We start from the raw sequence: 22874 nt of genomic DNA, 5'->3' as shown, positions 1-22874 counted from the left end.
GGTCAGTAGTCCGCCGGCACCTGCTCGTCGACCCAGTAGAGATACTCCTTGTCGCGCGGTGAGAGGCTGCTGGCCTGCTGTGCCGTGTACCCCTGCGGGACGTACTGGCCGAAGTTCGGCTCCTCGGCGATGGCGTTGGGGAAGAACAACTGCGAGCCGTTGGCGGTGTAGTCGGCGATCATCGACTGGCCGGTCGGGCTCGTCAGGAAGCCGATGTAGGCCATCGCCGCCTCGTAGTTCACGTCGTCGTATTTCGCGGGATTGACCGCCATCACGCCGTAGGGGTTCTTGAGGATGACCGGGCCGTCGTTCAATGGTCCCTGAACGTGAATCACGAGGTCGATTTCTGTTTGCATCGAGAGGTAGGTCCCGCGGTCGGCGAGCGTGTACGCACCGGTCTGGCTCGCCTGCACAAGCGTATCGCCCATCCCCTTGCCGACAGCGCGATACCACTCGCCGCTTGGGTCCGTGCCGGCCTCATCCCAGATGATGAGTTCCTTCTTGTTCGTCCCGGAATCGTCGCCCCGCGAGACGAACGTCGACTCGCTCTCGGCGATGGTGGTGAACGCCTCGGTGGCGCTACCCATCCCGTTGATGCCCGCCGGATCGTCCTCCGGGCCGACGATGACGAAGTCGTTGAACATCACGTCCCGGCGGTTGACGCCGAAGCCGTCCTGCATGAACTTGTCCTCGGCGTTGCGGGCGTGGACGAGGATCACGTCGGCGTCGCCATCCCGTGCCGTCCGGAGACTCGCGCCGGTCCCCTTCGGGATGGTCTTCATCGTCACGCCGTAGTTCTCCTCAAACACGGGATGGAGTGCGTCGAGAAGCCCCGTGTCGTAGGTACTCGTCGTTGTGGCAAGGACCAGTTCGCCGTCACCGATCTGGCCCGAGCCAGTCTGCGACCCACCGGACTGTCCGTTCCCTCCACCGTCTGTCTGTGCCGCCGTTGATTCGCTGGTGTTGCTCTCGCCGGCGCAACCAGCGAGTCCGACGACGGAGGCGGCACCAAGTGATGCGAGGAAGCGTCGGCGTTGCATCGACATGGACACAACGACGGCGGCAGGGTTCTTAATTGTTGATGGTGATGTCTGTCACACTGGCCTCAGCGGGCTCATAGGTTCCGCGCGGCAACGCCTTTGTGATGGCACGGTCATGTGGCGGTATGGACGCGACCGCGGACGTCGAAGTGCAACTGGGGCAGGGCGACGTGGCGCTGACTGCCCGCGACCGGACGCTCTTGCAGGCGGTCGCCGCCCACGGGTCGCTGAACGCCGCTGCTGACGCGCTCGGCCGGTCCTACGCCCACGCCCAGCGCCGAATCGTCGAACTGGAGGACGCCTTCGGCCCGCTAGTCGACCGCAGTCGCGGCGGCAGCGGTGGCGGCGGCAGCGAGCTCACGGACACCGCCGAGCAACTGCTGGCCCGCTTTCAGCGCCTGCAAGCCGAGTTCGACGGCGTGGCGACGACAGCGGAGACGGTCCTCCGAGGGACCATCGTGGACCGCGACGGCGAACTGGCGACCGTCGAGACGCCGCCGGGAACGGTCCGGGCCATCGTCGACACCGACGCCGAAGCCGGCGACACCGTAGAAGTCGGCATCCGCGCCGACACGGTGACGCTGAACGCACCGCCCGCTGCGCCCGAACCGGCGGGAACGAGCGCGCGGAACCAGTTTGCGGGCACCGTCGAGCGTATCGACGAAGGTGCCTCTATCGCGCTGATCGCATTGGCAGTCGACCCGGACACGACGCTGTCGGCGGTGGTGACCGATACGAGCCTCGACAAACTCGACATCACCACGGGCGCGGAACTCGTCGCCTCGTTCAAGGCAACCGCGACCGTCGGCGTCATTCCCGCTATCGAACAGTCGGGGCCGGATGAGTCGTCGTAAGCGAGTGAAACACGGTGACTTCGAAGGGACGCCTCAGAGACCCCAGTTAGACGGCAGCAGCTCGGACTGGCAGGCACTACAGGCAACCATCCCATCGTCGTCGATACACTGTCGCCGTTCGCCACACAGGTCACATTCCGCGACCGTCCCGCGTGTATTGAAACTGCGCCTGTCCTGGTCACCGTTCGGGGTCATATCGAACAGTCTTAGGCGCGAAAGACGGATAAACGTTGGTCGGCAGGCCGTCACACGGGTTCTCCGGGTCGAAGGGCCTATCGAGCGAGCGGAAGCGAGTAACTCTTCTCACGTTCGATGACGGCGTCCCACGTCGCCTCGCACTCGCAACTCACCTGCTCGAACACCGACGGGTCCTGCCGGAGGTCGAAGTCTTTGATAGCGCGCTGGACCTTGTCGTCACACTCGCCGCAGTTGTGCGGGCCACGGTCACTGCCGTGGCCGACGGGGTCTGAGACGACGATGACATCCTCGTCAGCGGTCGCCTCCAGCACGTCGGCGACCGACCAGAGCCACGGCGGTCGGTAGCCGCCGTCGTGGTACAGTTCCTCGACCATCGTGTAGCGCTGGACGTTACAGGGGTTCATCGACACAGTGTGACAGCCCTCGACGGCCGCACAGCGCCGTACGGACCGCTTCATGTCCTCGACGGCCTCGGCTTCCGAGAGGAACGGCGGTTTCATCAGCAGATACGCCTTGACGCCAGCGCCGGCCGCCTGCGCCGCCTCGGAGGCTTCCTCGAAGTCGGCGAAGTCGAAGTACTTGTTGACGCAGTCGTGGCGCACGCGGTCGGTTGCGGTCTCGAGGCCGACGGCTACGTCCGTCTCCAGGCCCACATCGACGAAGTCGCCGACTGTCTCCTCGTCGACGAAGTCCGGCAGCGACTCGACGACGATACGCTCGCGGTCCGCGAAGGTTTCGGCGATGGCCCGGCGCGTCTCCGCCGGCACCTCGCGCTCGTCGAGGAAGCTCCCGGAGGTGTAGATCTTGATGAGGCCGCTTTTGTCGTCGCTGTTCTCGCTCTCGTGGTCCAGACAGTGCTGGATCTGGGCCATGAGGTCCTCGTGGGCGACGCTGCCGCCCTCGACGCTTTCGGCGACGTAGCCACACATCGTACAGCCGCCGGCACGCGCCCACCGGCAGCCGCCGGTGTTCAGGATGATGGTCAGGCTCTGGTAGACGCCGTCCGGCGTGTTGTCCTCGTCGAGCCACACGCGGGTCGGCTCACGAGGGTCGTAGGTCGAGTCGTTGCGCGACCTGATGTCACGCATCACGGAGTTGTGGGCGTCCATGCCCTTGCCCTCCTCGTAGACTTCGGGACTGGGCTTGCTCATTGCGGCGAGGTAGCCGATGAGCGCGTAAAGCCGCTTCGTTACTGCCGGGATCGTGGGTCGGTTCGGTCCGAAAGTGCGCCGGAGCGGTGGGCCACGAGCCACGCCAGTCCGGCCAAAACGGCCCCGACAGCGTTGGCCACGAAGTCAGTACCGCTCACACCGCGTGACGGGACGAGCCCCTGTAGCAGTTCGACTCCCGCCCCGTAGCAGACGGAGACGGTCACGAGTGCCACAACTGTGGTCACATCGCGGGCCTGTCGACCCCACGCGAGCAGTGCCGCCAGTAGCCCGTAACTCGCCGCGTGAACCCACTTGTCCAGCCTAAAACCGAGGAGTGCTGGGACCTGCTCGCCCGCCCCTTCAGGAACCGGGAGAAGCGAGGTGACGAGTAATAACAGCGAAAACCCGACAGCGGGCAGGTAGCGGCGGGATCCCGACCAGTCCATACTGGCGGTTCTCCCGTTCGGCAGATAAGTCGGACGGTCAGATGCAGCGTCGGTCAGTGGTGCTACTGCTCTTCGGTATGGCGCATCTGGACGGCGATGCCCCGCGTCGAGGACTGCATTTCCGGGCCGCTCATCTGGGCGCGGCCAACACCGAAGGCCGCGTCGCCCTGAATCACCACGTCGTCACCGACGCGGATATCGTCGCTTGCGTCCGTGATTCCCGGTGCAAGCACCGAACCGTGGGGGACGAACGGCTCGATTTCGACCGTTTTGGTGTGAACGTCACTCTCGACCCAGCGGCGCGCCCCGGCGGTGGTCAGCGAGAGGACCCCGTACTGCTGGGCCAGCGCCGCCAGCTGTTCGCCGTCGGCGTCGTCGGCGCGCAGTTGCGGATACCGGCCCTGCGTCGACAGATCGTCGAACAGTTCGTCGCCCGCGCCCTCGCCGAACTGGTAGTCCGCGACGGCGCGGATGGTGTTGTGTTCGCGCTCCCGCTTCGGATAGCGGTCCCAGCCTTCCAGTTCGGCAGCGAGGTTCCCCAGCGAATCCGCCGTGGTCGGGTGGTCGGTGACTGTGTAGGTGAACTCCCGGCCCAGCGAGTCGGCCACGCGCTCGCAGATGTCGCGGTAGCCTTCGCCGGGTACGTGGGCAATAATTTTCGGGTAGTCGGTGCCTTCTAAATACCGTTCAAGCACGCGGCTGACGAACTCGATTTCGGTGGCGGTCCAGTTGCCCGTCACCACGGAGTCGTAGTGTTGGGCGGGGTAGGTGAGTTCGAGTTCCTGGGGCACGACGCCGATGGGCGAGGTCATCGAGACGACGTGGGCGCGCCACTTGATCGCGTCGTGGTACTGCTTGTGGCTCTGGGAGTCGCTGTAGGGTTTGCGCGCGGAGCAGGGGACCAGCACAAGCGGGCGGTCGTCGAAGCGCGGCACGTAGCGGTCGGTGACGCGCTCGGCGAAGCGCTGGATCTCGACGCGACGCAACGAGTCGTCGCTGGCCGCCGAGAGGTCGGCCCGCCGGATGAGCGGCGTGCGCTCCTCCAGGTAGCTGTACTGCTGGTCCAGTCGCCGGAACGTCGCAGTGAGCCAGTTGTCCTGTCTGGCCTGTCCCTCGACGTAGTCCCGAAGCCTACCGTCACGGATGCGGCGGCGGACGCGGCGGAGTTCCGCAGCGAGGGCGTTGACGTTGTGTTCGACGCAGTCCTCGCGGTCGAACTGCTCACGCGGTTTCTGGCAGGCTGGACAGGCACACGGGAGTTCGTCGAGGTCTTCGAGGAAATACGCCTCGTCGGTCGTGAGATACCGACCCTCAGTCCCGCGGACGACGGCGCGGTCGGGGTCCACGAGGTCCACGCCGGCGTAGACGAGCGTCGCGACGTTTCGCGGCGTGGCGACGCCAGGCAGGTAGAGCGCGGTGTCGGCGGGGATAGCCTCCCGGACGGTCGTGACGGCGTCGACGAACGCCGACGCGTGCCCGACGTAGCCGGGCGCGCCGGCGAGTACGTAGGCGTCACTGCCGTGGTCGGTCGCGGTATCGGGCGAGACGACGGCCGCGCTCGGGAACGACACGTCGGGATAGTCGACGGCGAAGGCCTCGGCGACTTCGTCCGGCGTGCCAGCGGGGAGTCCGCGGTGGGGCAGGACAGTGAGCAGCGAGTCGTCGCCATCGGGGGCGTCTTGCTCGGTGGGCCAGCGGCTTCCGGCGTCGTCGAGGACGTGCCGGCAGTCGCCCGGCGTTTCTGTGTCCACGTCGTCGACCAGCGCCGGCGTCGTCACGGAGTCGGCGAGGCGTAACTCACCCACTCGCGCGGCGCTGTCGCGCTCGTGGATCTCGAAGTAGTCGGTCATGCAATGGCGTCAGCCACGCGCGACCAACTATCTTGCCTTTGTACCAGCACCGGCCTCGGTGGCGACCGAAGGTACGTTCAAACGCTCCATACTTCGTCCCAGTCGACAGTTATGTGGCCATGATTATCGCGGACAGGTCGCTATCCGCTGATTAGCTGGGCCCTAACTAAATCTATAGGGGACGACTGACCGTTCGTGCAGCGACAGACACGACGAGACGTGTTGCTCGCCCTCTCGGGGACAGCCGTAGCGCTGGCGGGCTGTTCGACCGGCCTCTCCTCAGGGGACTCGGACGCGAGGGCCGCGTCACACGAGACGGAGCCGACACCGACGGAACAGGTCGCCGAGTCAACAGTGGAAAGCGGGCCCGCAATGTTCGTCCATCTCGATACACTGGATGCGATACAGTCCCGTGTCGAGAACGGAGACAGCCCGTGGACAGGGGCCCACGAAGCCTTCATGGACGATGTCCGCGACGCGATGGCAGCGGATCCCGAGAGCGTCACGGACAACGGCGACGGCCACGAGTTCAAAACGAAAGGCCCCGAGGACCCCGGAGCGCGCAAGGACTACGTTGCCGCCATCAGGACAGGGGACAGAATACGGGATCTTGGCCTCGCCTACCAGTACACCGGTGCGGATCAATACGCCGAGAAAGCCGTCGAACTGCTGGACCACTGGTTCCTGAGCTCGGAGACCTATATGGCCCCTGTGAAAACGAACAGCATCGAGCAGTTCATTACGCTCCCGAAAATGTGGTGGGGCGCGGAACTCGTTCGCGGCCACGAGGCGTGGACCGACGACGGCGTCGGCACGGAGGCCGACCTGCAGGAGTGGGTCCGAACGTTCCTAGACGATGTCGGTCATAACATTCCGACCGAGATGGGGCAACAGAACATCTTCAACTGGCAGGAGATGACCCACGCCGCCGGGTCAGTGTATCTCCGGGATTGGGATCGCTTCCGTGATGCCATCCAACGGAACCGCGAGACCGGCTTCAACCAACTCCGCGAGGACGGCCTGCTGGAAAACGAGATTATTCGTGCGTCGAGTCTGGCGTACTCGCTGTACGCGGCGAAGGCACTGGTCACCGCCGCGGAACTCAGCCGACTCTACGCCGACAAACTCAGCGGCCCCACACTGTACGAGTACCAGAAGTTCGACGGTGACAGGGGTGCCATCGAACGTATTCTTGACGCCCACGCACCGTACGTGGCTGACCCGGAGGCCTGGGAAGCGATGGGCGAGGGAGCCCCTGATCGGTTCGTCAACAACGACGGCTTCCCCGCCAGAAAGCAGGAGGCTGCGTCCTCGCTGTACGAGGTGGCCTACTCGTACTACGAGAAAGACACCTATCTGGAAACGCTCAAACAGAGCGGCCAGCCGGTGAAGAACGTCCCGACGTACGTCTCGGCCCAGCAGGCGGCAATCGATAACCCCGACCGACCGCATCGCGACGAGCGCATCCTCGGCTGGACGACGTTCACGCACGGTGAGCGGTTCCGGCTTGACCTGTAGCGAGTCAATCGGACACCAGTCACGGAAACGCAACCACACCACCACGCTTTGGATGCCAGCAGCCACAGTGCAGGTATGGATGTTGTCGTAACCGGCGGCCGTGGGAGTTCCGGGCGCTGGATCGTCGACCGCCTCGCCGGACCGCATGACGTGACAGTGCTCGACCGCCGCCTCCCCGACGATGGGGGGCATCCGGCCGTCGGGTACCGAGCGCTTGACCTGACGGACGCCGGGGGCGTGTTCGACGCGCTCACCGCCATCGACCCGGATGCAGTGGTCCACTGGGCGGCGATTCCGGTCGCCGGGAACCACCCGGGGGTAGACCTGTTCCGGAACAACACGCTGGCGGCACACAACGTGCTCTCGGCGGCCGGCCGCGTCGGCGCTGACGTGGTGCAGGGCTCCTCGGATGGCGCGTACGGCTTCTTTTTCGCCGAAGAGACACCGGTTCCTGACGAACTCCCGATTACGGAACAGCACGCGCTTAGGCCGGAGGACGACTACGGGCTCTCGAAGGTCGTCACCGAGGAAATCGGGAAGACAATCGCCCGCCGGGACGGCATCGCTGTGGCGTCGATTCGCCCCTCCTGGATACAGATTCCCGGAGAGTACCCCTGTCGGGACGAGGGGTACGTCAACGACCTCGCGGCCGGCGCAGGCAACTACTGGTCCTACGTGGACGTGCGAGACGTGGTCGACCTCGTTGAGGCCGCGCTCGCGGGCGAGGTTTCGGGCCATGAGGCGTTCAACTGCGTCGGCCCCGACAACGCGCTGGGCCGGCCGCTGGTCGAACTCATGCGCGAGCAGTACGGTACTGTCCCGGACGATTGCACGGTCGAAGGAGACGCTGCGGCGTATTCGACGGCCAAGGCCACGGAACTGCTGGGCTGGGAGCCGACCCGTTCCTGGCGCGAGGCGGCCGACGAGAACGTGGCCGTGCCGACAGTCTGACCGGCAGCGGCCGAGACAACTGCGCCGTCAGTCGCGGGCGTGCAAGTCACGCAGGCGGACGCCGTCGGGAACACGGTCGAGCGCCGTCGCCGGCCAGTCGTCGTGGACCAGCGTGAAGGACACGTCGGGATGGAGTTCGACCAGCCGCCGAACACCGTCTGCTGCGGCCTCGTAGGCCGCCCGGTCGGTCCGGTCAGGGACCTCCGCGGTCAGGGGGTATGTGTCGGCGAGTTCGCGCGGATACGGGCCAAACGGGGGACGGACGCCCCAGGTCTCGTCGTACTGTGCGCTGGAACTGCCTTCGGTCAGCAGCACCTCGTCGCCCTCGACTGGGAGGCGCTCCAGTCGGTTCTGATGGCGGCGGACCTCGGGCCGGCGAGCGCTTTCGTTCGAGGTGTAGAAGAAAGCGTCCTTCGAAACGGGGTCAGTCCGTTCGAGTTGCTCAGCGTGGTCCAGCAGCGCGCGGTAGCCGTCGAGCATGGCCGGGTGGCCGCGGGCGCGACTGTCGACCAGTTCCATGAGATTGCCCGAGCGGATCGCCTGCTTGACCGTCCGGATTTCGCCGTAGGTGACATGCAGGTTGTGTCTGGCGAGCAGCTCCTCGCGCTGGTCGGCGTCCATCGCGTCGAGTTCTGCCGGCGTGTGGTCGGTACAGACTGGGCAGTGACACGGGAAGTATGTCAGTTCGGACAGCAGTTCTGTCCCCTGAACCGTGAGATAGCGGTCGTCGCGAGCGTACAGCGCATACGCCGCCGAGTCGAACAGGTCACAGCCCAGCGCCGCTGCCATCGCAAACATCATCGGGTGGCCCGCACCGAACAGGTGGACCGGGCCGACCTCCCCCAGCCCGCGCTTGCAGGCCGCGACGACGTCGGCGAGATCGGCATAGCGGTATTCGTTCATCAACGGGACGACGGCCCCCAGCGGAAACACGTCCAGTCCGGTAGAGACGGCGTCTGCGGCGGCCCGCTCTCGTAGGTCCGGGTACGTCGCACCCTGAACCGGTGCGCTGACGAGCATCTCGCCGGTGTCGACGGTGGCAGCGTGTTCGAGCCGCTTCTGGGTCGTGTTGAGTTCCTCGGTCGCCCGCTCGCGGTCCACGTCCGGCGGCGTCGGGATATCTACCGGCGTCCCGATGTCAGAGCCGATTTCGTGCTGGAACTCCAGAATCTCCTCGGTAGTCACGTCGATGTCGCCGTATTCGGCGAGCTGGAAGGACCCCGAGTCAGTCATGATAGCCCCATCGAACCCAAGCAAGTCGTGGAGGCCCTGCTCCAGCACCGGCTCACGGAGATCGTCAGAGCCATGCAGGATGTAGCTGTTCGTGATGAGGATCTCCGCGCCGAACTCCGATGCCAGCGTCGCCGGCGCGACCGTCTGGACGTGTGGGTTGACCACTGGAAGGATAGTCGGCGTCTCGACGGTGACGCCGGCCCGTGGCACCGTTAGCTCGCCCAGCCGGCCCGCGGCGTCGTACTGGCGGACCTCGAAATTCGTCATTACACGTCGTCGTCGGTCAGCGCGCCTAAGGGTTGTGTTCCCCCGTGAGCGCAACCGTTCGAAATCGGGGGCAGCAGTGGACAGAGCGACGCGCCGGCCGGCACAGCGCCGCTATTCGTCGGGTCGGTCCGCCCCGCCGGGAACCAGTTTCCGTTCGGGTCGGTGGACGGTCCCGGAGTCCTCGTCGGCGACGTACGCCTGTGACGTCCGGAACATATCGACCACCTCGTCACGGGACCCGTAGGCGTCCTCGACAAGCCGTTCGAGCAACTCCGCCCGCGAAATCGGGTGGCCGGTCTGACGGCGGACAGCCGCGCGCAGTTTGTCCAGCCGGCGTTCCGTCTGTTTGTCGAGTTCGATCGATGCCATATGTTAGATGGTACCACCCCTCAGGTTTTCAAACTGTCGTCAGTTCAGCGCTCGAACAGGGCATAGTACATGATACCGACGGCAGACCGACTGTCACGGAGCGTCCCGTCGCGCACCGACTGGACTAGCGAGTCGAAATCAGCAGTGTCGACCCGGATCGATTCGTTGTGGTCGAGGTCCTGGTCGGCCGTGGCCGCACACCCGCGTGCGACGTAGTAGTGGAATACGTAATCGGTGTTGCCGTTGGCCGGTTCGCCCGTGTAGAGATGGTCGAGCGTGTCGGCCTCGTAGCCCGTCTCCTCGCGGAGTTCGCGGGCGGCGGCGACGGTCGGGTCGTCGTCTCCGTCCTCCATCGTCCCGGCCGGCAGGCCGCGGTTGACCCGTCGAACCGGCTGTCGCCACTCCTCAATGACGACCACGTCGCCGTCGGCGGTAAACGGGAGCACGATGACGCTCTCGCCGTGTTGCACGTAGTCGAACTCCTCCTCGGTTCCGTCGGGCAGGCGCACGTCCTCGCGGACGACATCGAATCCCGGACAGGCGTAGGCGGTTTCGGCACCGAGCGTTTCCCAGGTGAGTTCCTCGTCCATATCGGCAGTGTGGCCCCCACTGGCAAAACCGGCACGGGTCCACGAATATACAGGCACCAGACGGATACGACGTGGTGTGCTATGTGTAGTTGGAATGAGAATATCGACGTTCGGCCTCCTGCTCGGTGTCGTGTTGTTCGTCCTCCCGGTCCCCGGAACGTTCATCGCCGGGGGACTGGTGCTCGTCGCCGGCGCGCTAGCCCGCTGGGGCGGGCTCTGAGCGCAGGGGAAGAACTTACAGTTTGTCGGCGGCCTGCGCCTGCTCGGTCCGCCGCTCGGCCTGATCGAGGCGCTTCCGGGCCGCGTTCGATAGTGGGTCCGAAAGGTCGTCGTTGGCGTCCTCGATTCTGGTCGCGACGCGCTGGAGTCGGTCGGCGACGGCCTGGAGTTGTTTGTCAGCGTTCCCGCGGTCACCGGCCTCGGCGCGTTCCGTCGCCCGCTTGGCGGCCTCGACGACAGCGGCGAGTGCCCGTTCGAGGCCCTGGATAGCGTTCTCGGAGCCACCGCTGCCGCTGTTTCCGTTCTCTGTCCCGTCATCGTCGTCATCATCGTCGTCCACCTGGTCGGCGACCACCTGCCGCGTCTCCTCGGCAATATCGGCGAGGAACGACGCCAGCGACGCCTTTCCAGTTCGGGGTTCGTCGATTGTTGCGGCAGTCTCGGCTTCGGGGTCCGGGTTGACGCGGAACGCGCCGATCTCGTCGTCGCTATCCCGGACCTCTGTCGTGTACGCGCCGCCGCCGTGGACGTAGACGGCATCGGGCTCCGAGAGCGGGGCGTCGTACAGCCGGCCCGCGAAGTCGTCCTCAACGGCGAGGTCGGTGAGGTCGCTGTCGGCTCCCGACGGATCGACTTCGAGGCGGGTCGCGTTCTCCCGGGCGACCAGGGGGAGTTCTCCATCGACTCCGGCTCGCGTCGGCCCGTCAGCCGACTCCGAGTCGTGGACCGACACCGTCTCGCTGTGTGGCGCGACGCCAGCCCCGTTGACGGTGAACCGGTGGTCGCCTTCGGGCACGTCCTGGACCACGGCCAGTCCAGAAAAGGTCGGGACGGCCTCGGGGTCGCTCTCTAGCAGGGCGACGGACTCGACGGCAGTGTCCTCGGTCGTCAGTCCCTCGTCTTCCGGTGCGTCGTCGTTCGAGACCGCTTCCGAGAGGCTGGCAACGACGGTCCGTATCTCCGCCGGTGCCCCGATGGCGTCGTATCGTTCAGCCAGCGCCGCCCGGTGGTTGGGCTCGGAGATGTCCGCGGCGGGGTTCTCGTATCGCGACTGGTTCCAGGGTGCGCCCGTCGTCGTGATGTGGCCCGAGACGGCGTCCTCGGCGAACTGGGGGACGGCGAACTCGAAGCTCAACTGCGGGCCGGTGAAATCGGCGATGTGCTCCAGTTCGCTGCTCGGCACGAGATCGTACTCGATGTCCGGGTCGGCCTCGCCGCGGTCAGTGTGCTGGAAGACGAGCCCCGTCTCCCGCGTCGGCAGGTCCGTCGGTGGTTGGGTGAGACTGTCGAACGAACGGATCGTGAGCGACTCCGAAATGAGGTCCTCGCGGCTGACCGACGGGAGCCGCTCGTGTTCGTACAGCGGCGCGCCCTCGTACTCCGGAACGAGGTAGGGGAGCCGGGACCCCTCGTCGCGCGGGAGCCCGTAAGCGACGGGGATCTCCGCGAGGTCTTCGATGGTTTCGACGGCGCTGTTCGTGATGTCCGCGAACCGGTCGCCCTCCGGCAGCCGGGTGAACCGGTCGCGAGCGTCGTTGACCGACAGCGCGCTAGAATGTGACCCCAGTTCCGAGAGGATGCGTGGGACCATCTCCGGGTCGGGGTCGAGGAACTCGTTGTTGGGTACCTTCCGGGAGTGCGAGCTGGCGACGTACAGTTGCGGGTCGCCCGTCCCCGTGTCGACGAACACATGCAGGACCTCCCAGTCGTGCCAGTGGAAGTTCGTCGTGAACTGGTCGAACGCCGAGTAGAACCAGAACTGGACGACGGCGAGCGACGAGTTCTCGTACTCGACAACGTTGTAGAACGCCGTCGGGTCCGGCGGCTCCCCTTCGGTCATCCGCTCGTGATACCCGTCGAAGGCGTCGAACCCGTCGACGACGGTTTCCCCGTCCTGTTCGCTGGTGTACGGACGCGGGTCCGTCGGGAACCACGGCTCCGCCTGATCGAAGTACAGCGTCGGCGCGAACCGGCGCGCGAGTTCTTCGGCCCGTTCGCCCTCGACTGTCGAGGCCGCGTCGTCGCTCCCGCCTTCGAACGCCGAACAGCCGGCGACGGACGCGAGGCCGGCTCCGGCGACCGTCTGCAGAACCGCACGACGTGACACCGCATCCCGGTCAGTCATCGATACCTCGTCGCGTCGATGCGTCGTCCGACAGCGCAACCGGCCGCTGTCTCCGAGCCCAATAATCCATACACTATTCAGCGAATCGCGGAGGAAAACCCTTCTGGCAGTCACCCAGTGTGCCCCGTCAGTACTGCTCGAACCCGTCCGTATCGAGGTAGTTGTGCGCGACCGTGATCGAGTGGTCAGCGTGGAGGGCCTTCGGCCCGAGCGAGACGCGCTCGTCCGCGCGGTCGGCCAGCAGCGTCGCTTCCTCGTCCCGGAAGTCGTGATGGTCCGAGAGGACGAACACCGGGTCCGACGGCGGTGCAACGTCGACGATGGGGTCGCCGTCCTCGTGCAACTGGACGACGGTTCCGCGGCTCGCCGCGTCGTCGAGCGTCCCCTCGAACCCCCGTCGCGTGAGCGACACGCCCGGCGAGGTTTCGACTGGGATGTGGCCGATAGCTTCCTCACGCTCTTCCAGCGCCTTGCGGATCAGCGCCGCCGTGGACCGTTCGTCCGGGTTCAGTCGGCGGAGGTCGCTCCCCTCGAACGTGACGGTGTACTCGTCCGCCAGGATCAGATGGACCCGAACGTCCTCGCGGATGGCGTGGCTCAGGAAGAACGCGCTGGTGACACACCGACAGAGCACGTCAAGCCGGCCGGCCGCGCCGGCCAGGTCGTCGAGAGAGAACTCCGGCGTCGTCGGGGCGTCGTGGCCGATGATGACGAACTGGCGCATACTGAGTCGTCACTCCACGGCGATTTACGTCCGTCGACTGCTGTCAGTACCGATACGAAAGACGCTACAAACGCCGTCTGAGCGTCCAGAAAGGGTTTACCGGGTGCGACGAATCGCGGACTATGCGCAGACGTGCCCTCCTCGCGTCGGTCCCGGGTGTGCTGGCCGGACTCGCCGGCTGTTCGTTCGGCACCCTCGGCTCAGACGAGACCGCAGACGTAACGCCCGCACCACGCCCGACACAGTCACCAACCGACGCGAACGACAGCGGGACAGAGACGCCGACAGATAGCGGAGACCCGCCCCGACCCGAGAATCCGACGACCGTCATCGAACTGGAAACCGGGCCGCGAACCTATGCCCTCAGTTCGCCAGGGCTCCACACCGCCGACAGGGCGCGAGTCGGGCTCTGGTTCGACCAGACGGCGACCGACGACCATCCGGCCACGCTTCGGGGCTGGCTCCAGAACAGCAACGAGTTCGAGAACACGTTCAGGGTCAAGTGGATTCCAGGAGTCGGACAGACACACAGCCGCCAACCCAGCGGCTACGACCACGAAGCGCGCCTCCATCTCGCACCCACGGACAACAACGACCTCGCCGACGAAGTGCCCTCACTCGGCCGAACAGACGAGGGATACTGGCGCGTCGACGACGTCGGCCCGTGGATGCCAGAGACGTACCGGCTAAATCCCGGTGAACGGGTCCAGCTGGAGTACGCCCTTGTCGGTGAGCCGGGTCAGTTCGAGCGGCCGACCGGCACCTACGAGTTCCGCGGTCAGGCCGGGTCCCTCTCGGTCTCCGTCTGGGACACGCGAAGTCCCGGTCCGGAAACCGATTCCCGGTTCGCCGGCCGCTCGCTTCCGGCGCTTCCCGGCGACGTCCAGTGGTTCCACGAAGCAGATAGGGCGACCCCGGCCTTCGTTCGGCCCAGCACCGAACGCGCGGAACTAGATACGCAAGTCGGCTTCGAGATGGTCAACAACAGCCACGAGCGACTGCAATGCGGCCACTGGGACCTCTACAAACTCGTCGACGGCGAGTGGTTTCACGTCGCACCAGCAGCCCACACCGCCGACTGTCGGCTCCTAAAACCGGGCAGTCAGGAGCAGTGGGGCCTCCGGGCGTTTAACGGACCAGCTGTTGGTTGTGGTACCGGTGACTGCCATTGTGATGGTCTCACACAGGGCTATCTCGGCGGCGGCGAGTACGCCATCGTTGCTGGCTACGGCCACGCGACGAACGAGAGTGCTGCTCTGGTTGCGCTAGTCGGTGACCGTGCTGCAGTGACCCCGACTGACGGCGTGCCGACAGCGCGCGACGGCGACACCGTCAGGGTGACGACCGACCGCCACGGCGACGGCGAACGGCCGGCCGACGCGACGTTCACGCTGACTCGCACTGACAACGCGAGCGAGCGGGTCATCGCCGAACAGGTGATGGCACACGGTCGGTTCGCTATGTCCGACGGCGGGCTTCGCAACGCCATCCCGTTCCTGACCGACGATGTGAGCCGCGTCGTCGTCGAAACCGACGAGCATGCTGTGGACGGCGTACTCGGGTACGATACGAGTCGTCGGCGGTTCCGGTTCCGCGGGCAGGCGTACGAAGTCACCCGAGGCCAGAGCGGTGGGTGACAGTCGATGCGGAGAGACGGTTCTGTTGCTCCTCAGTAGGAAGTGGAAAAATGGGGCCGGCGCGAATGTCGAACACGGGAAGACGGTCGCTCATTTCGTTCGCGCTGCGACTTCCCTGCTCGAATTCTCGGAGCCATTTCCTCACAACGGACACTCGTCGCTGTCGCTCCTCGTGATTGCGTTGCGATAGAAATGGGCCGGCGCGACGCGGAACTAACCGCTTTCGTAGGATGCTCATACTCGGTTCGCTGTCGAATCGTCGCTGATGGGTCAGTTGGTGTCATTGGGTGAACTCCAGTTCATTGATGAGTGGTCGGCGACGGTCCTCCATCCGGTTGCGAAGCCGTCGCCGCCGCTGTTCGGGGTCTGCCTTGTCGTAGTGATCCTCGATGGTACTCACCGAAGAATTGACGCGCTCAGCTACGTCCTCCGGCGGCCATCCTCGGTTTAGGTGCCACGTAATCGAACCCGTCCGAATCTGATGCGGGGACCGGCTCGACGGACACTTGCTGGCGTGGGCGTACTCGTTCCAGTCGCACTTCTCGATGTCCTTCTCGTGAGGGCACATCCCGTAGCTACACGGCAGCGTGGCGAGGTAGCTCCACACTCGAATGGTGTTGGTCGTCGGCCGCCCCTTCGCGCTTGTCAGCAGCGGCTGACGGCCATGCTCGTCGCGCACATCGTACCGACGGCCGTTGATGTACGCCTCCAGCGCGTCGGCCGTCTCTCTTGGAAGCGCCACCGGACGCTCACCCCGGCGCTTGTTCTTCAGCGGGGTGTCCGTCTCCGGTCGGTGGCGAAACTCGACGTAGGGGCTACTTCCCAGCTCCGTGTCCCGCAGGTCCAGGGCCCGCAGGCCGCCCTGTCGAGCGCCAGTGTTCCACGCGAGTTCAAGGAACGCGTGTTGCCGAGTTCCGTAGTCTCTGTCGCTCTCACGGTAATACGACAGCAGTGCTGCTGCTTTGTCGGCAGCAAGTTTCGTATCGTTTGACCGGTCCTCTGGGTCAAGGTCAGGGATGCGGATTTTCTCTGATAGACCTTGGTCGACCGCTTCGAGGTCTTCGAGGAACTCGAAGAGCATCTTCAGCGTCCACATCTCGCCTTCGAGCGTGGCCGGCGCGATCTCCGCGCTCCGCATTTCGTAGTACTCGTCGAGATCGTAGCCACGCAGTTCCCCGACCGTCTCTATGCCGACGGAGTCACACCACTCAACGAAGAGCTTCAGCCGGTACTCCCAGCCGTGAACGCTTTTTTCCGTGGAGTCGGACCGGCGACGTCGAAGGTAGCGCTGGCAAGCCTCGCGGGGAGATAGCTCTGTAGGGTCGCCCCGCCGTCTACCGCCGCGAGTCATGCCTCTAACTCACTCAGTTCGCTCTGGTCGTCCGGGAGCTGGCGGCGAACCTGCGGCTGGATGTTACGGAAGTCGTCGGCCCACTCCTGCATCTCGCCACGAACCGCTTCGACCTTCTCGCGCAGTTCGTCGACGCTGTCAGCCGAGACCTTCGCCTTCATCTTGTCGCGGTTGTTGCTGTCGCCGCCCCGCGTGAGTTCGACTGTGAGGCTATAGGCGTCAGTCATCCGCGACCACCACCTTGCCGCCGGAGTCGTCAGCGCCGGCCTCCTCTCGCTGCTCGTCGTGGGCCACGCGCTTCGCCTTCGCGTACTCGCCGTCCGTGCCAGCGTCGTAGTACTCCGTCCGCACTTCTCGAATTGCCTCGATCTTGTGCGGCGGGAGTTTGACGCGGCGGTCGCGCCATTCGGTGAGACGTACCCAGCCGCTTTCGAGCGTCTGGTAGTCCGCGACGTAGACGACGCCCTGACCCTGAATCTGGACCATCGCCGGCGTGTACTCCGGATGCAGTGGCAGGTCCTCAGGGTCGATCTTCTCGTCGTTCATGGGCCGTCCTCCGCGTCGTCGTCAGTCTTTTCGTCGCGGGTATCCTCAGAAAAATCGGGGCCCCGGGAATTGCTGCCAGGCATTTACGCGGCCCCCTTTTCGTGATTCTCGTCCTTACACAGCACTGCGTCTGGGCACTCAAATGGTGAGTCCGTTGCCTGGCGGATAACGTGGCGAACGTACTCTGAATACCCCATATCGTGCTTCTCTGCCTCTCTCTGGATATCTTCATCCATTTCTACCGGCATCGAAATGGACACTGACAGGCTTCTCTGTGCCATTGCGTTAGCAACTAATTAACCAACAGCAAATATATTTTACGCAAGCTAACCTAGTTGGTAAGTACTAACTGATTTGCTATCCACAGGAATATTAGCACGCCGATTAGTTAGTTATCAATATGAGATACAGCGGCGAGTGGATGGTATTGCTTGATGATAGGATATTGGAACATTTGGAGGGCACTGAAACAACTACCGCCAAAGAGCTATCCGAGCAGGATTTCATTGTACGGAGTCGACAGCAGGTGTCTAACCGCTTGAACAAGTTGGCTGAACACGGTCTTGTGAAGGATCTTGGAAACGGTGTCTATCGAATCACAGAACGGGGAGAGAAATACCTAGTAGGTGAGATTGATACTTCCGAGAATGCACCTGATAAAGTTGAGTCGCATAGCGACGACGGTCCCAGCGTAGGCGAGAATCACGAACAAGCGTGAATGACACCACGAAAGCCCGCATCTTGGATGATTCAGGTAGATGAGCGTATCATGGAGTGGATTCGTGAGAATGGGTTTGCATCACCAGGCATCCTCTCACGAGAACGTGGATTCAACCTCTCGTCCGGCCATATCCGGGATCGATGTAAGTGGCTCCAGTACGCCGGTTTAGTTTCACCTGTCAGTGGAGATCTGTACGATCTGACGAGCGAGGGCATTCTGTATCTAAAGGGCGAGCTTAATGCGAAGCACTGTCCCCGGCCGACACCAAGCAAGGTCTTCGAGGATCGATATGCCACGCCACCCGGTTGGATAGATTTGGGTGCCACTTTCCGCATTAGGCCATGAATAATATAGCTAAATTTATGGTATTACAAAAGACAGTATGTCTTCCCGCATGGAAAGAAGAGACTACCTCAAAACATTCGCTGGGACGAGTTCTGTAATCGCTTTCGCTGGCTGTAGTTCCGATGGGCAGCAAGAGCAAGAGGATACACCGACTCCACGACCTGATAGGGACGCAGATGGTGTTCCTGATTCAATGGACGATTTCCCAGGAAATAGCAACCTGAGCCAAGTAGTTGCTTCAGAGTCCGATACAAGAAATATAGAAGAAGACGAGTGGTGGTATTATACTCTAGAACTTAATTCGGCTGGCCGTTTGCAGTACGATTTCATAGTCCGAGAAGGACCAGCAATTGACGTATTAGTTCTCTCTGAATCAGAATATTCCTCATTCAAGGGTGAAGAAAGGTACGAATATTTCACCGATGTTAGTGCTCTTGATAGCACAGGTGAGGAAGTGAGCGGATTTTTAGAAAGTGGAACATATAGACTGATATTTGACAATTCTAATGCAGGGGAAGCTGCACCACCCTCTAACTTGTCAAATGATGTTGTTGAAGTAGAATTCGAATACCAATTAGCTGAATAGCGTACTCAATCTGGGGTTTGCATCACCAGGCATCCTCTCACGAGAACGTGGGTTCGATATCTCTTCCGGCTACATTCGGGACAGGTACAAGTGGCTTCAGTACGCTGGACTGCTTGCACCCGTCAGTGGCCGCCACAGGTCCTACGCGAAACAGTCATTCGCCCACACAAAGTCCGGAAAGAAATTGAGGATATCAGACTGGATACGCTCTACAGACGGGACCGGATGTTTCTCGTCTGGATACTGTTCTTCAAAACGGTTCTCAGAAGTCCAACCGAAGAACGATAAGACAGCTATTCGTCGTCTTCAGGCGATGCAGCACAGGCTTCGTACAGTTCCTTGTTCTCCCGAACGTCACGCGCCATGTCGCGTTCGGACTCCCAGTTCATACTCATTATAATAACCTAGTGAGTGATTGATTTAGACCTTTGGGTATGCCACATGGCATACTACAAAATGGATCACAGCCACCCCACTTTCTCGCTCTCTCGCAGTTTCGCCTCGGGCGTGTGCGTCCCGCGGTAGTGGTCAGGGAACGTCTGTAGACCGTCCCAGCCGCTCCAGTCACAGACTATCATAGCGTCCAGTAAATGAAGCCTCGGCAAGATTAGGCGGTATGCACAACATCCACGTCGGTAAGTTCCAGAAGGGGCTCCTTGTCGAAATCATTCTTGTTGTGGGTAATGAAGGTGCCACCCTCGGTGTGTGCAGTTGCTAGATTCAGGAGGTCCGCGGAATCGAGAGTCACGCCCTGAGACTGTAGTTTCTCATCGAGATAGGCGGCTTCGAGTGCGGTGTCCGACGTGAACGGGAGTATCCGGTCAAGACTTGACCGGAGATGCTGTTGCTCTTGAAGCATATCGCTCCGACTGTCGTAGCGCTGAAACGACTCCCACGCGACGTGAGAGGGGATTGTCCATTCGTCGGTACGGTACTGCTTCAAATGCTCAACCACCGCTTCCTCGGAATTTCGAAGCTTAACCAGAATATCTCTGTCGAGAACAATCATCTACCGGCGGTCCTCCAGCGATTCATTCAGCCGTTCGCGGGCTTCGTCCATTTGCTCGATCTCTTTCTCGTCGACAGAGGGAAGTGACTCGGCTATTGCTTCTACGTCTTTCTCGCTTCGACTGAGTCGGTCCAGAAGGTCGTTGAAGCTTTCCTCGTCCCGCTTCAGGTCACGCAGTCGTTCTTTCACTTCGTCGGTGACTCGGATAGTGCTCATATGTATACGTTGTGTACAAGAGGTTGGTATCTGTTTCGGTGACTGAGAGAATTAGTCCGCTGTATGGTGAGAGGCCGGCAGCATCGTACCTGGATGGACCACCTCCGCGCTCTCGTCGCCGCCCTCGAGGAAGTCGACCTTCCCGCGCTCTCGTCGAATCGCCTCCGGGCTGAACTCTCCAAGGTAGTGCTTCCTGAACGTATCCCAGTCCTCCCAGCCGCCGAAGGACATCACAACGGACGGGATCACACCCTGTTCCAGTAGGTACGTGCCCCAAGTCCGGCGGAGATCGTGAACGTCGAGGTACTGCCAACCCCTGTCGCCGGTTTCTTCTTCCAGTGCGTCAGCTGCACGCCGGACCCAGCGGTACACAGTTGACCCAGCCACGTCCAGCAGCGGCTCGTCGTCGTCCTGCTGGTACGCCAGCGTCTCCGCGATGGTAACGACTTCCTGCGGGACTGGCGGCTCTCGGTACTTGTCCCGCTTCGCGTAGCTCTCCCAGACTCGGATGTGATCGCCAGTCGGTCCGTCGACGAGGTCTTGCGGACATACCTCGATGATTTCCGAGCGCCGGAGTCCGACCCGACCGGCCAGTAGGAACGCGAGTCGTTGATGTGGCGTTTCGGCCTGCTCGATAAATCGCGTTAGTTCGTCGTCCGACAGCCACACCCGCTTCCCATCGTCGTTGTCGTAGTCCTTCAGCCTCATGCACTCGTTCCCCAGTTCTATTGCAAAACATCTAGTTTTTTCGGTCAACTCGGGGGGTAACAGGGGCCAGATTTGGCCAGATTGCACCAGAATGCCGGGTTCTCGGGCACGACAATATCCGGCTCGCCAGAGGATCGGACAATTGCAGTCCGTTCTCGTTTTGTCTCAAGCTTCCACTTGCTGTTTTAGTTCTCTCAGTGGCTCGCTCACCATATCCTCCCAATCCTCCGTTCGATCATGTCCCATTCCACCGGGTGTATCAGCGAACTCACCAAGGGAATTACCGAGCTCACGAAGCAAACTTACAAACTCTTCTTCAAATCCTCTTACCTCTCCACGAATAGCCAACTGTTGGGCCATTTGACCGTATTGATTTAGCTCATGCTCAATCTTATCAGGGTCATAGGTTCGTCCCGCAACGAGTTCCTGTTGATAGAATGCTTCTGCCTGAATAGCCACTTCCAAACCCGACCGCCGCCATGCTGCCTCTTCATCTTCTGATTCATCAATATAGGTCACTACTTTCTCAATAGCTTTGCTCGCAACGGAACCCGCAATTGCGCCCGCGATTGGGTCAGACATTGTCTATAATAGTATGCCACCATATGGTAAATATTGGGCTCGGATTCAATTGTGGATGGAAAATATTTGTCCGACTCTCCCCACAGAAGCGGACACGATCATTGGAGTGAGGAGTCCACGCAGAATTATATAACGGACTGAGAAGATAGAGACAGACCTATCAAGTAGCTTTATAGAACGTCTGTACAGTCATTACGTCCTCCTCCTCAGTTTGTTTAGCCACTTCCTCGTATTCCTTTTCGTTTTTTGTAATCATTGCTATAGAATCAACTTTGAATTCTCTCTTTTCTACCTTTCCCTCTGCTACCAGAACTTCAAGGAGGGATTCAATTGTAGAAGTTGCTCTAAGAACGCCGAAAGCCTCAATTTGGTTTTCGAAATCAGATATACCACCCGTTGGAAATTCGAGGTCAGGATAGATTTCTCCCCGTAATTCAGCAGGATTCCAAATCTGATCCTTATCACTTTGCATAATATCCAGTATCTCTTCTTTGAGTGAGGGTTGTACAGTACCTCTTTCCCAATCCATATTACATATTTAATATTGTCTGTTTAAATATCTATGGTATATGTCGTGTGCTTGGGGATTTATAGCTAAATATCCGTTTTGGAGGTTATAAACTCAGACATCCGACTCTCACCCGAGAACCGGACACTCAGAAAACCTCGTCCCACGGGATTTTGTGCTGCTTCCCCATCGAGTGACCCGAACGGTTCCATCCGCCCCGCTCTTGGACGAGGTTGTTCACCGTCGACGGCTTCATGCGCGTGGTTCGGAGTACGCCGTCCGCCTCATCGAGGAACACAAACGCGTACCACGCTGTCGCTTGTGCGTCCGACGCGATGAGAGAGCGCGTCTGTCCTTCCCAGACGCGAAAGCGACCATCGCCGGGATACCTGTTGCCGACTGTCGTTGATGTCGATTTGACCTGGTATTTTGTCGCCCTGCTGGGGTGTCTGAGGTCCCACCAGTCCGGGTCAAGCGATAGGCCCTCCAAGCCGTACACCTCAGCCACGATCTCCTCGGCAACATCGCCAAACGACTTCGACCGCTGTAACCGCTCCTGTCGAGTCCGAGGGAGCGACCGGATATCGAGAACTTCCGTCACTCCTCACCACCGCCAGCCGCCGCCTCGAAGCGCACTATCTCGGCTGGCCGTAGTCCTAACCGCTTCGCCAGCCACGCGATTCCCAGCCGGGAGAGCGCCGCACCGTCGGTGACCGCCAACGTGACACAGAACCAGATGAGAGCGCCCAGCTGTACCCACGTCAGGTCAGGCATCGCTCTCACCTCCGTCCGTTGCCTTCGGTGGGTAGATACCTTCGTCAACGAGCGCCCGGCGGTGTGACCGGACGTCCTCGACGAGCCCGGCGTCGTCGATTCCTTCCTCACCCCGGAGAACACGGACGGCTTTCTCTGCGGTTTCGTGGGCCGCTTGCGCCTCGTTGCGCGTCTCCTCGACGTAGCCGACCACGCGGCGGCCGACCCAGCCCGTGATACCGACCACGAGCATCGATGAGACGCTGACCGCCCATGCCGCTGCGGTGTACGGTTCAACCATCAGCGTCCCTCCAGATTGCCACGGCGCCAACGACGACGGCGATGAGTAGCAGCGTTCCGGGCACACCAAGTGTACC

General features: G+C 62.1%; 28 protein-coding genes. 7 read left to right on the top strand and 21 right to left on the bottom strand.

Features of this window, described 5'->3' with window-relative positions; genetic code table 11:
- Nucleotides 1-2 precede the first annotated feature (2 nt).
- On the bottom strand, nucleotides 3-1046 hold the full coding sequence (locus tag ACNO8S_RS02025; protein WP_064287550.1) for a substrate-binding domain-containing protein: 1044 nt from the start codon (nucleotides 1044-1046) through the stop codon (nucleotides 3-5).
- A 119-nt stretch (nucleotides 1047-1165) separates the two neighbouring features.
- Here ACNO8S_RS02025 and ACNO8S_RS02020 point away from each other — a divergent pair, with 119 nt between their 5' ends.
- A complete protein-coding gene (locus ACNO8S_RS02020) occupies nucleotides 1166-1894 on the top strand; it encodes a TOBE domain-containing protein (RefSeq protein WP_050037534.1) in 729 nt (242 codons plus the stop codon).
- Nucleotides 1895-2166: 272 nt separating this feature from the next.
- Here the strand turns inward: ACNO8S_RS02020 and ACNO8S_RS02015 are convergent, their stop codons facing one another.
- From ACNO8S_RS02015 to arcS, 3 genes are all read right to left on the bottom strand, one after another.
- Nucleotides 2167-3243, bottom strand: coding sequence for an archaeosine biosynthesis radical SAM protein RaSEA (locus tag ACNO8S_RS02015; protein WP_014039486.1), 1077 nt, complete (start codon nucleotides 3241-3243; stop codon nucleotides 2167-2169).
- A 38-nt stretch (nucleotides 3244-3281) separates the two neighbouring features.
- Nucleotides 3282-3689 carry a VanZ family protein gene (locus ACNO8S_RS02010; RefSeq protein WP_014039485.1) on the bottom strand — a complete coding sequence of 136 codons (408 nt, stop codon included), beginning with the start codon at nucleotides 3687-3689 and terminating at the stop codon, nucleotides 3282-3284.
- Between the two features lie 62 nt (nucleotides 3690-3751).
- On the bottom strand, nucleotides 3752-5539 hold the full coding sequence (arcS, locus tag ACNO8S_RS02005; RefSeq protein WP_064287547.1) for an archaeosine synthase subunit alpha: 1788 nt from the start codon (nucleotides 5537-5539) through the stop codon (nucleotides 3752-3754).
- 372 nt (nucleotides 5540-5911) lie between these two features.
- Between arcS and ACNO8S_RS02000 the strand changes: the two genes are divergently transcribed.
- Together ACNO8S_RS02000 and ACNO8S_RS01995 are read left to right on the top strand one after the other, a co-directional pair.
- Nucleotides 5912-7057 (top strand): alginate lyase family protein, encoded by a 1146-nt coding sequence (locus ACNO8S_RS02000; RefSeq protein WP_174878662.1) that lies wholly within the window; start codon nucleotides 5912-5914, stop codon nucleotides 7055-7057.
- A gap of 75 nt (nucleotides 7058-7132) precedes the next feature.
- The gene (locus ACNO8S_RS01995) at nucleotides 7133-8008 is read left to right on the top strand and encodes an NAD-dependent epimerase/dehydratase family protein (protein ID WP_014039482.1); all 876 of its coding nucleotides are present in this window, start codon (nucleotides 7133-7135) and stop codon (nucleotides 8006-8008) included.
- Between the two features lie 27 nt (nucleotides 8009-8035).
- Here the strand turns inward: ACNO8S_RS01995 and tgtA are convergent, their stop codons facing one another.
- The 3 genes from tgtA to ACNO8S_RS01980 all read right to left on the bottom strand — a co-directional run bounded on the left by tgtA (nucleotide 8036) and on the right by ACNO8S_RS01980 (nucleotide 10467).
- Nucleotides 8036-9508, bottom strand: coding sequence for a tRNA guanosine(15) transglycosylase TgtA (gene tgtA, locus ACNO8S_RS01990; RefSeq protein ID WP_014039481.1), 1473 nt, complete (start codon nucleotides 9506-9508; stop codon nucleotides 8036-8038).
- 111 nt (nucleotides 9509-9619) lie between these two features.
- Nucleotides 9620-9877, bottom strand: coding sequence for a hypothetical protein (locus ACNO8S_RS01985; protein ID WP_014039480.1), 258 nt, complete (start codon nucleotides 9875-9877; stop codon nucleotides 9620-9622).
- 44 nt (nucleotides 9878-9921) lie between these two features.
- Nucleotides 9922-10467 (bottom strand): NUDIX hydrolase, encoded by a 546-nt coding sequence (locus ACNO8S_RS01980; RefSeq protein WP_064287544.1) that lies wholly within the window; start codon nucleotides 10465-10467, stop codon nucleotides 9922-9924.
- Between the two features lie 94 nt (nucleotides 10468-10561).
- Here ACNO8S_RS01980 and ACNO8S_RS01975 point away from each other — a divergent pair, with 94 nt between their 5' ends.
- Entirely contained in the window at nucleotides 10562-10687 is a 126-nt protein-coding gene (locus ACNO8S_RS01975; protein WP_255355512.1) for a hypothetical protein, read from the top strand.
- A 15-nt stretch (nucleotides 10688-10702) separates the two neighbouring features.
- Here ACNO8S_RS01975 and ACNO8S_RS01970 read toward each other — a convergent pair whose 3' ends face one another.
- On the bottom strand, nucleotides 10703-12811 hold the full coding sequence (locus tag ACNO8S_RS01970) for a hypothetical protein (protein WP_420182399.1): 2109 nt from the start codon (nucleotides 12809-12811) through the stop codon (nucleotides 10703-10705).
- A 127-nt stretch (nucleotides 12812-12938) separates the two neighbouring features.
- Nucleotides 12939-13535: a tRNA (pseudouridine(54)-N(1))-methyltransferase TrmY gene (gene trmY, locus ACNO8S_RS01965; RefSeq protein ID WP_014039477.1), complete on the bottom strand. Its 597-nt coding sequence runs from the start codon at nucleotides 13533-13535 to the stop codon at nucleotides 12939-12941.
- 122 nt (nucleotides 13536-13657) lie between these two features.
- On the opposite strand from trmY, the gene ACNO8S_RS01960 reads away from it, so the two are divergent.
- Nucleotides 13658-15172, top strand: coding sequence for a hypothetical protein (locus ACNO8S_RS01960; protein ID WP_420182398.1), 1515 nt, complete (start codon nucleotides 13658-13660; stop codon nucleotides 15170-15172).
- Nucleotides 15173-15452: 280 nt separating this feature from the next.
- Here the strand turns inward: ACNO8S_RS01960 and ACNO8S_RS01955 are convergent, their stop codons facing one another.
- The 4 genes from ACNO8S_RS01955 to ACNO8S_RS01940 form a co-directional block, all read right to left on the bottom strand.
- On the bottom strand, nucleotides 15453-16523 hold the full coding sequence (locus tag ACNO8S_RS01955; RefSeq protein WP_191449904.1) for a tyrosine-type recombinase/integrase: 1071 nt from the start codon (nucleotides 16521-16523) through the stop codon (nucleotides 15453-15455).
- The gene (locus ACNO8S_RS01950; protein ID WP_058992698.1) at nucleotides 16520-16750 is read right to left on the bottom strand and encodes a DUF7389 domain-containing protein; all 231 of its coding nucleotides are present in this window, start codon (nucleotides 16748-16750) and stop codon (nucleotides 16520-16522) included. The genes ACNO8S_RS01955 and ACNO8S_RS01950 overlap by 4 nt, the downstream gene beginning before the upstream one ends.
- Nucleotides 16743-17069 (bottom strand): hypothetical protein, encoded by a 327-nt coding sequence (locus ACNO8S_RS01945; RefSeq protein WP_420182397.1) that lies wholly within the window; start codon nucleotides 17067-17069, stop codon nucleotides 16743-16745. Before ACNO8S_RS01945 ends, ACNO8S_RS01950 begins: the two co-directional genes overlap by 8 nt.
- An 83-nt stretch (nucleotides 17070-17152) precedes the next feature.
- A complete protein-coding gene (locus ACNO8S_RS01940; protein WP_058992702.1) occupies nucleotides 17153-17350 on the bottom strand; it encodes a hypothetical protein in 198 nt (65 codons plus the stop codon).
- Between the two features lie 119 nt (nucleotides 17351-17469).
- Here ACNO8S_RS01940 and ACNO8S_RS01935 point away from each other — a divergent pair, with 119 nt between their 5' ends.
- Both ACNO8S_RS01935 and ACNO8S_RS01930 read left to right on the top strand, forming a co-directional pair.
- Nucleotides 17470-17787: a MarR family transcriptional regulator gene (locus ACNO8S_RS01935; protein WP_420182396.1), complete on the top strand. Its 318-nt coding sequence runs from the start codon at nucleotides 17470-17472 to the stop codon at nucleotides 17785-17787.
- A 397-nt stretch (nucleotides 17788-18184) separates the two neighbouring features.
- Nucleotides 18185-18721 (top strand): hypothetical protein, encoded by a 537-nt coding sequence (locus ACNO8S_RS01930; RefSeq protein WP_420182395.1) that lies wholly within the window; start codon nucleotides 18185-18187, stop codon nucleotides 18719-18721.
- Nucleotides 18722-19328: 607 nt separating this feature from the next.
- On the opposite strand, the gene ACNO8S_RS01925 is transcribed toward ACNO8S_RS01930, so the two are convergent.
- From ACNO8S_RS01925 to ACNO8S_RS01890, 8 genes are all read right to left on the bottom strand, one after another.
- Nucleotides 19329-19730, bottom strand: a complete 402-nt coding sequence (locus ACNO8S_RS01925; RefSeq protein ID WP_191449902.1) for a type II toxin-antitoxin system VapC family toxin — start codon at nucleotides 19728-19730, stop codon at nucleotides 19329-19331.
- Nucleotides 19731-19946, bottom strand: coding sequence for a DUF7557 family protein (locus ACNO8S_RS01920; protein WP_420182394.1), 216 nt, complete (start codon nucleotides 19944-19946; stop codon nucleotides 19731-19733).
- Nucleotides 19947-19997: 51 nt separating this feature from the next.
- Entirely contained in the window at nucleotides 19998-20654 is a 657-nt protein-coding gene (locus ACNO8S_RS01915) for a site-specific integrase (protein ID WP_121303816.1), read from the bottom strand.
- Nucleotides 20655-20819: 165 nt separating this feature from the next.
- On the bottom strand, nucleotides 20820-21236 hold the full coding sequence (locus ACNO8S_RS01910) for a hypothetical protein (RefSeq protein WP_420182393.1): 417 nt from the start codon (nucleotides 21234-21236) through the stop codon (nucleotides 20820-20822).
- A 160-nt stretch (nucleotides 21237-21396) separates the two neighbouring features.
- Nucleotides 21397-21765 (bottom strand): hypothetical protein, encoded by a 369-nt coding sequence (locus ACNO8S_RS01905; protein ID WP_420182392.1) that lies wholly within the window; start codon nucleotides 21763-21765, stop codon nucleotides 21397-21399.
- A gap of 127 nt (nucleotides 21766-21892) precedes the next feature.
- Nucleotides 21893-22345, bottom strand: a complete 453-nt coding sequence (locus tag ACNO8S_RS01900) for a hypothetical protein (protein WP_420182391.1) — start codon at nucleotides 22343-22345, stop codon at nucleotides 21893-21895.
- Nucleotides 22342-22518, bottom strand: coding sequence for a hypothetical protein (locus tag ACNO8S_RS01895; RefSeq protein WP_191907484.1), 177 nt, complete (start codon nucleotides 22516-22518; stop codon nucleotides 22342-22344). The genes ACNO8S_RS01900 and ACNO8S_RS01895 overlap by 4 nt, the downstream gene beginning before the upstream one ends.
- Entirely contained in the window at nucleotides 22511-22798 is a 288-nt protein-coding gene (locus ACNO8S_RS01890) for a hypothetical protein (RefSeq protein WP_064287529.1), read from the bottom strand. The genes ACNO8S_RS01895 and ACNO8S_RS01890 overlap by 8 nt, the downstream gene beginning before the upstream one ends.
- Nucleotides 22799-22874 lie beyond the last annotated feature (76 nt).

It is taken from the genome of Haloarcula sp. KBTZ06 (genome assembly GCF_048595605.1).
GTDB lineage: Archaea > Halobacteriota > Halobacteria > Halobacteriales > Haloarculaceae > Haloarcula > Haloarcula hispanica.
Note: the sequence above shows the minus strand (reverse complement) of the source record. Positions and strands in the feature narration are given on the sequence as shown.

Excerpts from the sequence above, each read along its gene's own strand:
- ACNO8S_RS01975 (WP_255355512.1), top strand. The coding sequence starts at position 10,562 with ATGAGAATATCGACGTTCGGCCTCCTGCTCGGTGTCGTGTTGTTCGTC.
- ACNO8S_RS01935 (WP_420182396.1), top strand. The coding sequence starts at position 17,470 with ATGAGATACAGCGGCGAGTGGATGGTATTGCTTGATGATAGGATATTG.
- ACNO8S_RS01960 (WP_420182398.1), top strand. The coding sequence starts at position 13,658 with ATGCGCAGACGTGCCCTCCTCGCGTCGGTCCCGGGTGTGCTGGCCGGA.
- ACNO8S_RS01970 (WP_420182399.1), bottom strand. The coding sequence starts at position 12,811 with ATGACTGACCGGGATGCGGTGTCACGTCGTGCGGTTCTGCAGACGGTC.
- ACNO8S_RS01945 (WP_420182397.1), bottom strand. The coding sequence starts at position 17,069 with ATGAACGACGAGAAGATCGACCCTGAGGACCTGCCACTGCATCCGGAG.
- ACNO8S_RS01940 (WP_058992702.1), bottom strand. The coding sequence starts at position 17,350 with ATGGCACAGAGAAGCCTGTCAGTGTCCATTTCGATGCCGGTAGAAATG.
- ACNO8S_RS01950 (WP_058992698.1), bottom strand. The coding sequence starts at position 16,750 with ATGACTGACGCCTATAGCCTCACAGTCGAACTCACGCGGGGCGGCGAC.
- ACNO8S_RS01905 (WP_420182392.1), bottom strand. The coding sequence starts at position 21,765 with ATGGATTGGGAAAGAGGTACTGTACAACCCTCACTCAAAGAAGAGATA.
- ACNO8S_RS01915 (WP_121303816.1), bottom strand. The coding sequence starts at position 20,654 with ATGAGGCTGAAGGACTACGACAACGACGATGGGAAGCGGGTGTGGCTG.
- ACNO8S_RS01920 (WP_420182394.1), bottom strand. The coding sequence starts at position 19,946 with ATGAGCACTATCCGAGTCACCGACGAAGTGAAAGAACGACTGCGTGAC.
- ACNO8S_RS02015 (WP_014039486.1), bottom strand. The coding sequence starts at position 3,243 with ATGAGCAAGCCCAGTCCCGAAGTCTACGAGGAGGGCAAGGGCATGGAC.
- tgtA (WP_014039481.1), bottom strand. The coding sequence starts at position 9,508 with ATGACGAATTTCGAGGTCCGCCAGTACGACGCCGCGGGCCGGCTGGGC.
- ACNO8S_RS01995 (WP_014039482.1), top strand. The coding sequence starts at position 7,133 with ATGGATGTTGTCGTAACCGGCGGCCGTGGGAGTTCCGGGCGCTGGATC.
- trmY (WP_014039477.1), bottom strand. The coding sequence starts at position 13,535 with ATGCGCCAGTTCGTCATCATCGGCCACGACGCCCCGACGACGCCGGAG.
- ACNO8S_RS01980 (WP_064287544.1), bottom strand. The coding sequence starts at position 10,467 with ATGGACGAGGAACTCACCTGGGAAACGCTCGGTGCCGAAACCGCCTAC.
- ACNO8S_RS01925 (WP_191449902.1), bottom strand. The coding sequence starts at position 19,730 with ATGATTGTTCTCGACAGAGATATTCTGGTTAAGCTTCGAAATTCCGAG.
- ACNO8S_RS02020 (WP_050037534.1), top strand. The coding sequence starts at position 1,166 with ATGGACGCGACCGCGGACGTCGAAGTGCAACTGGGGCAGGGCGACGTG.
- ACNO8S_RS01910 (WP_420182393.1), bottom strand. The coding sequence starts at position 21,236 with ATGTCTGACCCAATCGCGGGCGCAATTGCGGGTTCCGTTGCGAGCAAA.
- ACNO8S_RS01985 (WP_014039480.1), bottom strand. The coding sequence starts at position 9,877 with ATGGCATCGATCGAACTCGACAAACAGACGGAACGCCGGCTGGACAAA.
- arcS (WP_064287547.1), bottom strand. The coding sequence starts at position 5,539 with ATGACCGACTACTTCGAGATCCACGAGCGCGACAGCGCCGCGCGAGTG.
- ACNO8S_RS01895 (WP_191907484.1), bottom strand. The coding sequence starts at position 22,518 with ATGCCTGACCTGACGTGGGTACAGCTGGGCGCTCTCATCTGGTTCTGT.
- ACNO8S_RS02025 (WP_064287550.1), bottom strand. The coding sequence starts at position 1,046 with ATGTCGATGCAACGCCGACGCTTCCTCGCATCACTTGGTGCCGCCTCC.
- ACNO8S_RS02000 (WP_174878662.1), top strand. The coding sequence starts at position 5,912 with ATGTTCGTCCATCTCGATACACTGGATGCGATACAGTCCCGTGTCGAG.
- ACNO8S_RS02010 (WP_014039485.1), bottom strand. The coding sequence starts at position 3,689 with ATGGACTGGTCGGGATCCCGCCGCTACCTGCCCGCTGTCGGGTTTTCG.
- ACNO8S_RS01930 (WP_420182395.1), top strand. The coding sequence starts at position 18,185 with ATGGAAAGAAGAGACTACCTCAAAACATTCGCTGGGACGAGTTCTGTA.
- ACNO8S_RS01955 (WP_191449904.1), bottom strand. The coding sequence starts at position 16,523 with ATGACTCGCGGCGGTAGACGGCGGGGCGACCCTACAGAGCTATCTCCC.
- ACNO8S_RS01890 (WP_064287529.1), bottom strand. The coding sequence starts at position 22,798 with ATGGTTGAACCGTACACCGCAGCGGCATGGGCGGTCAGCGTCTCATCG.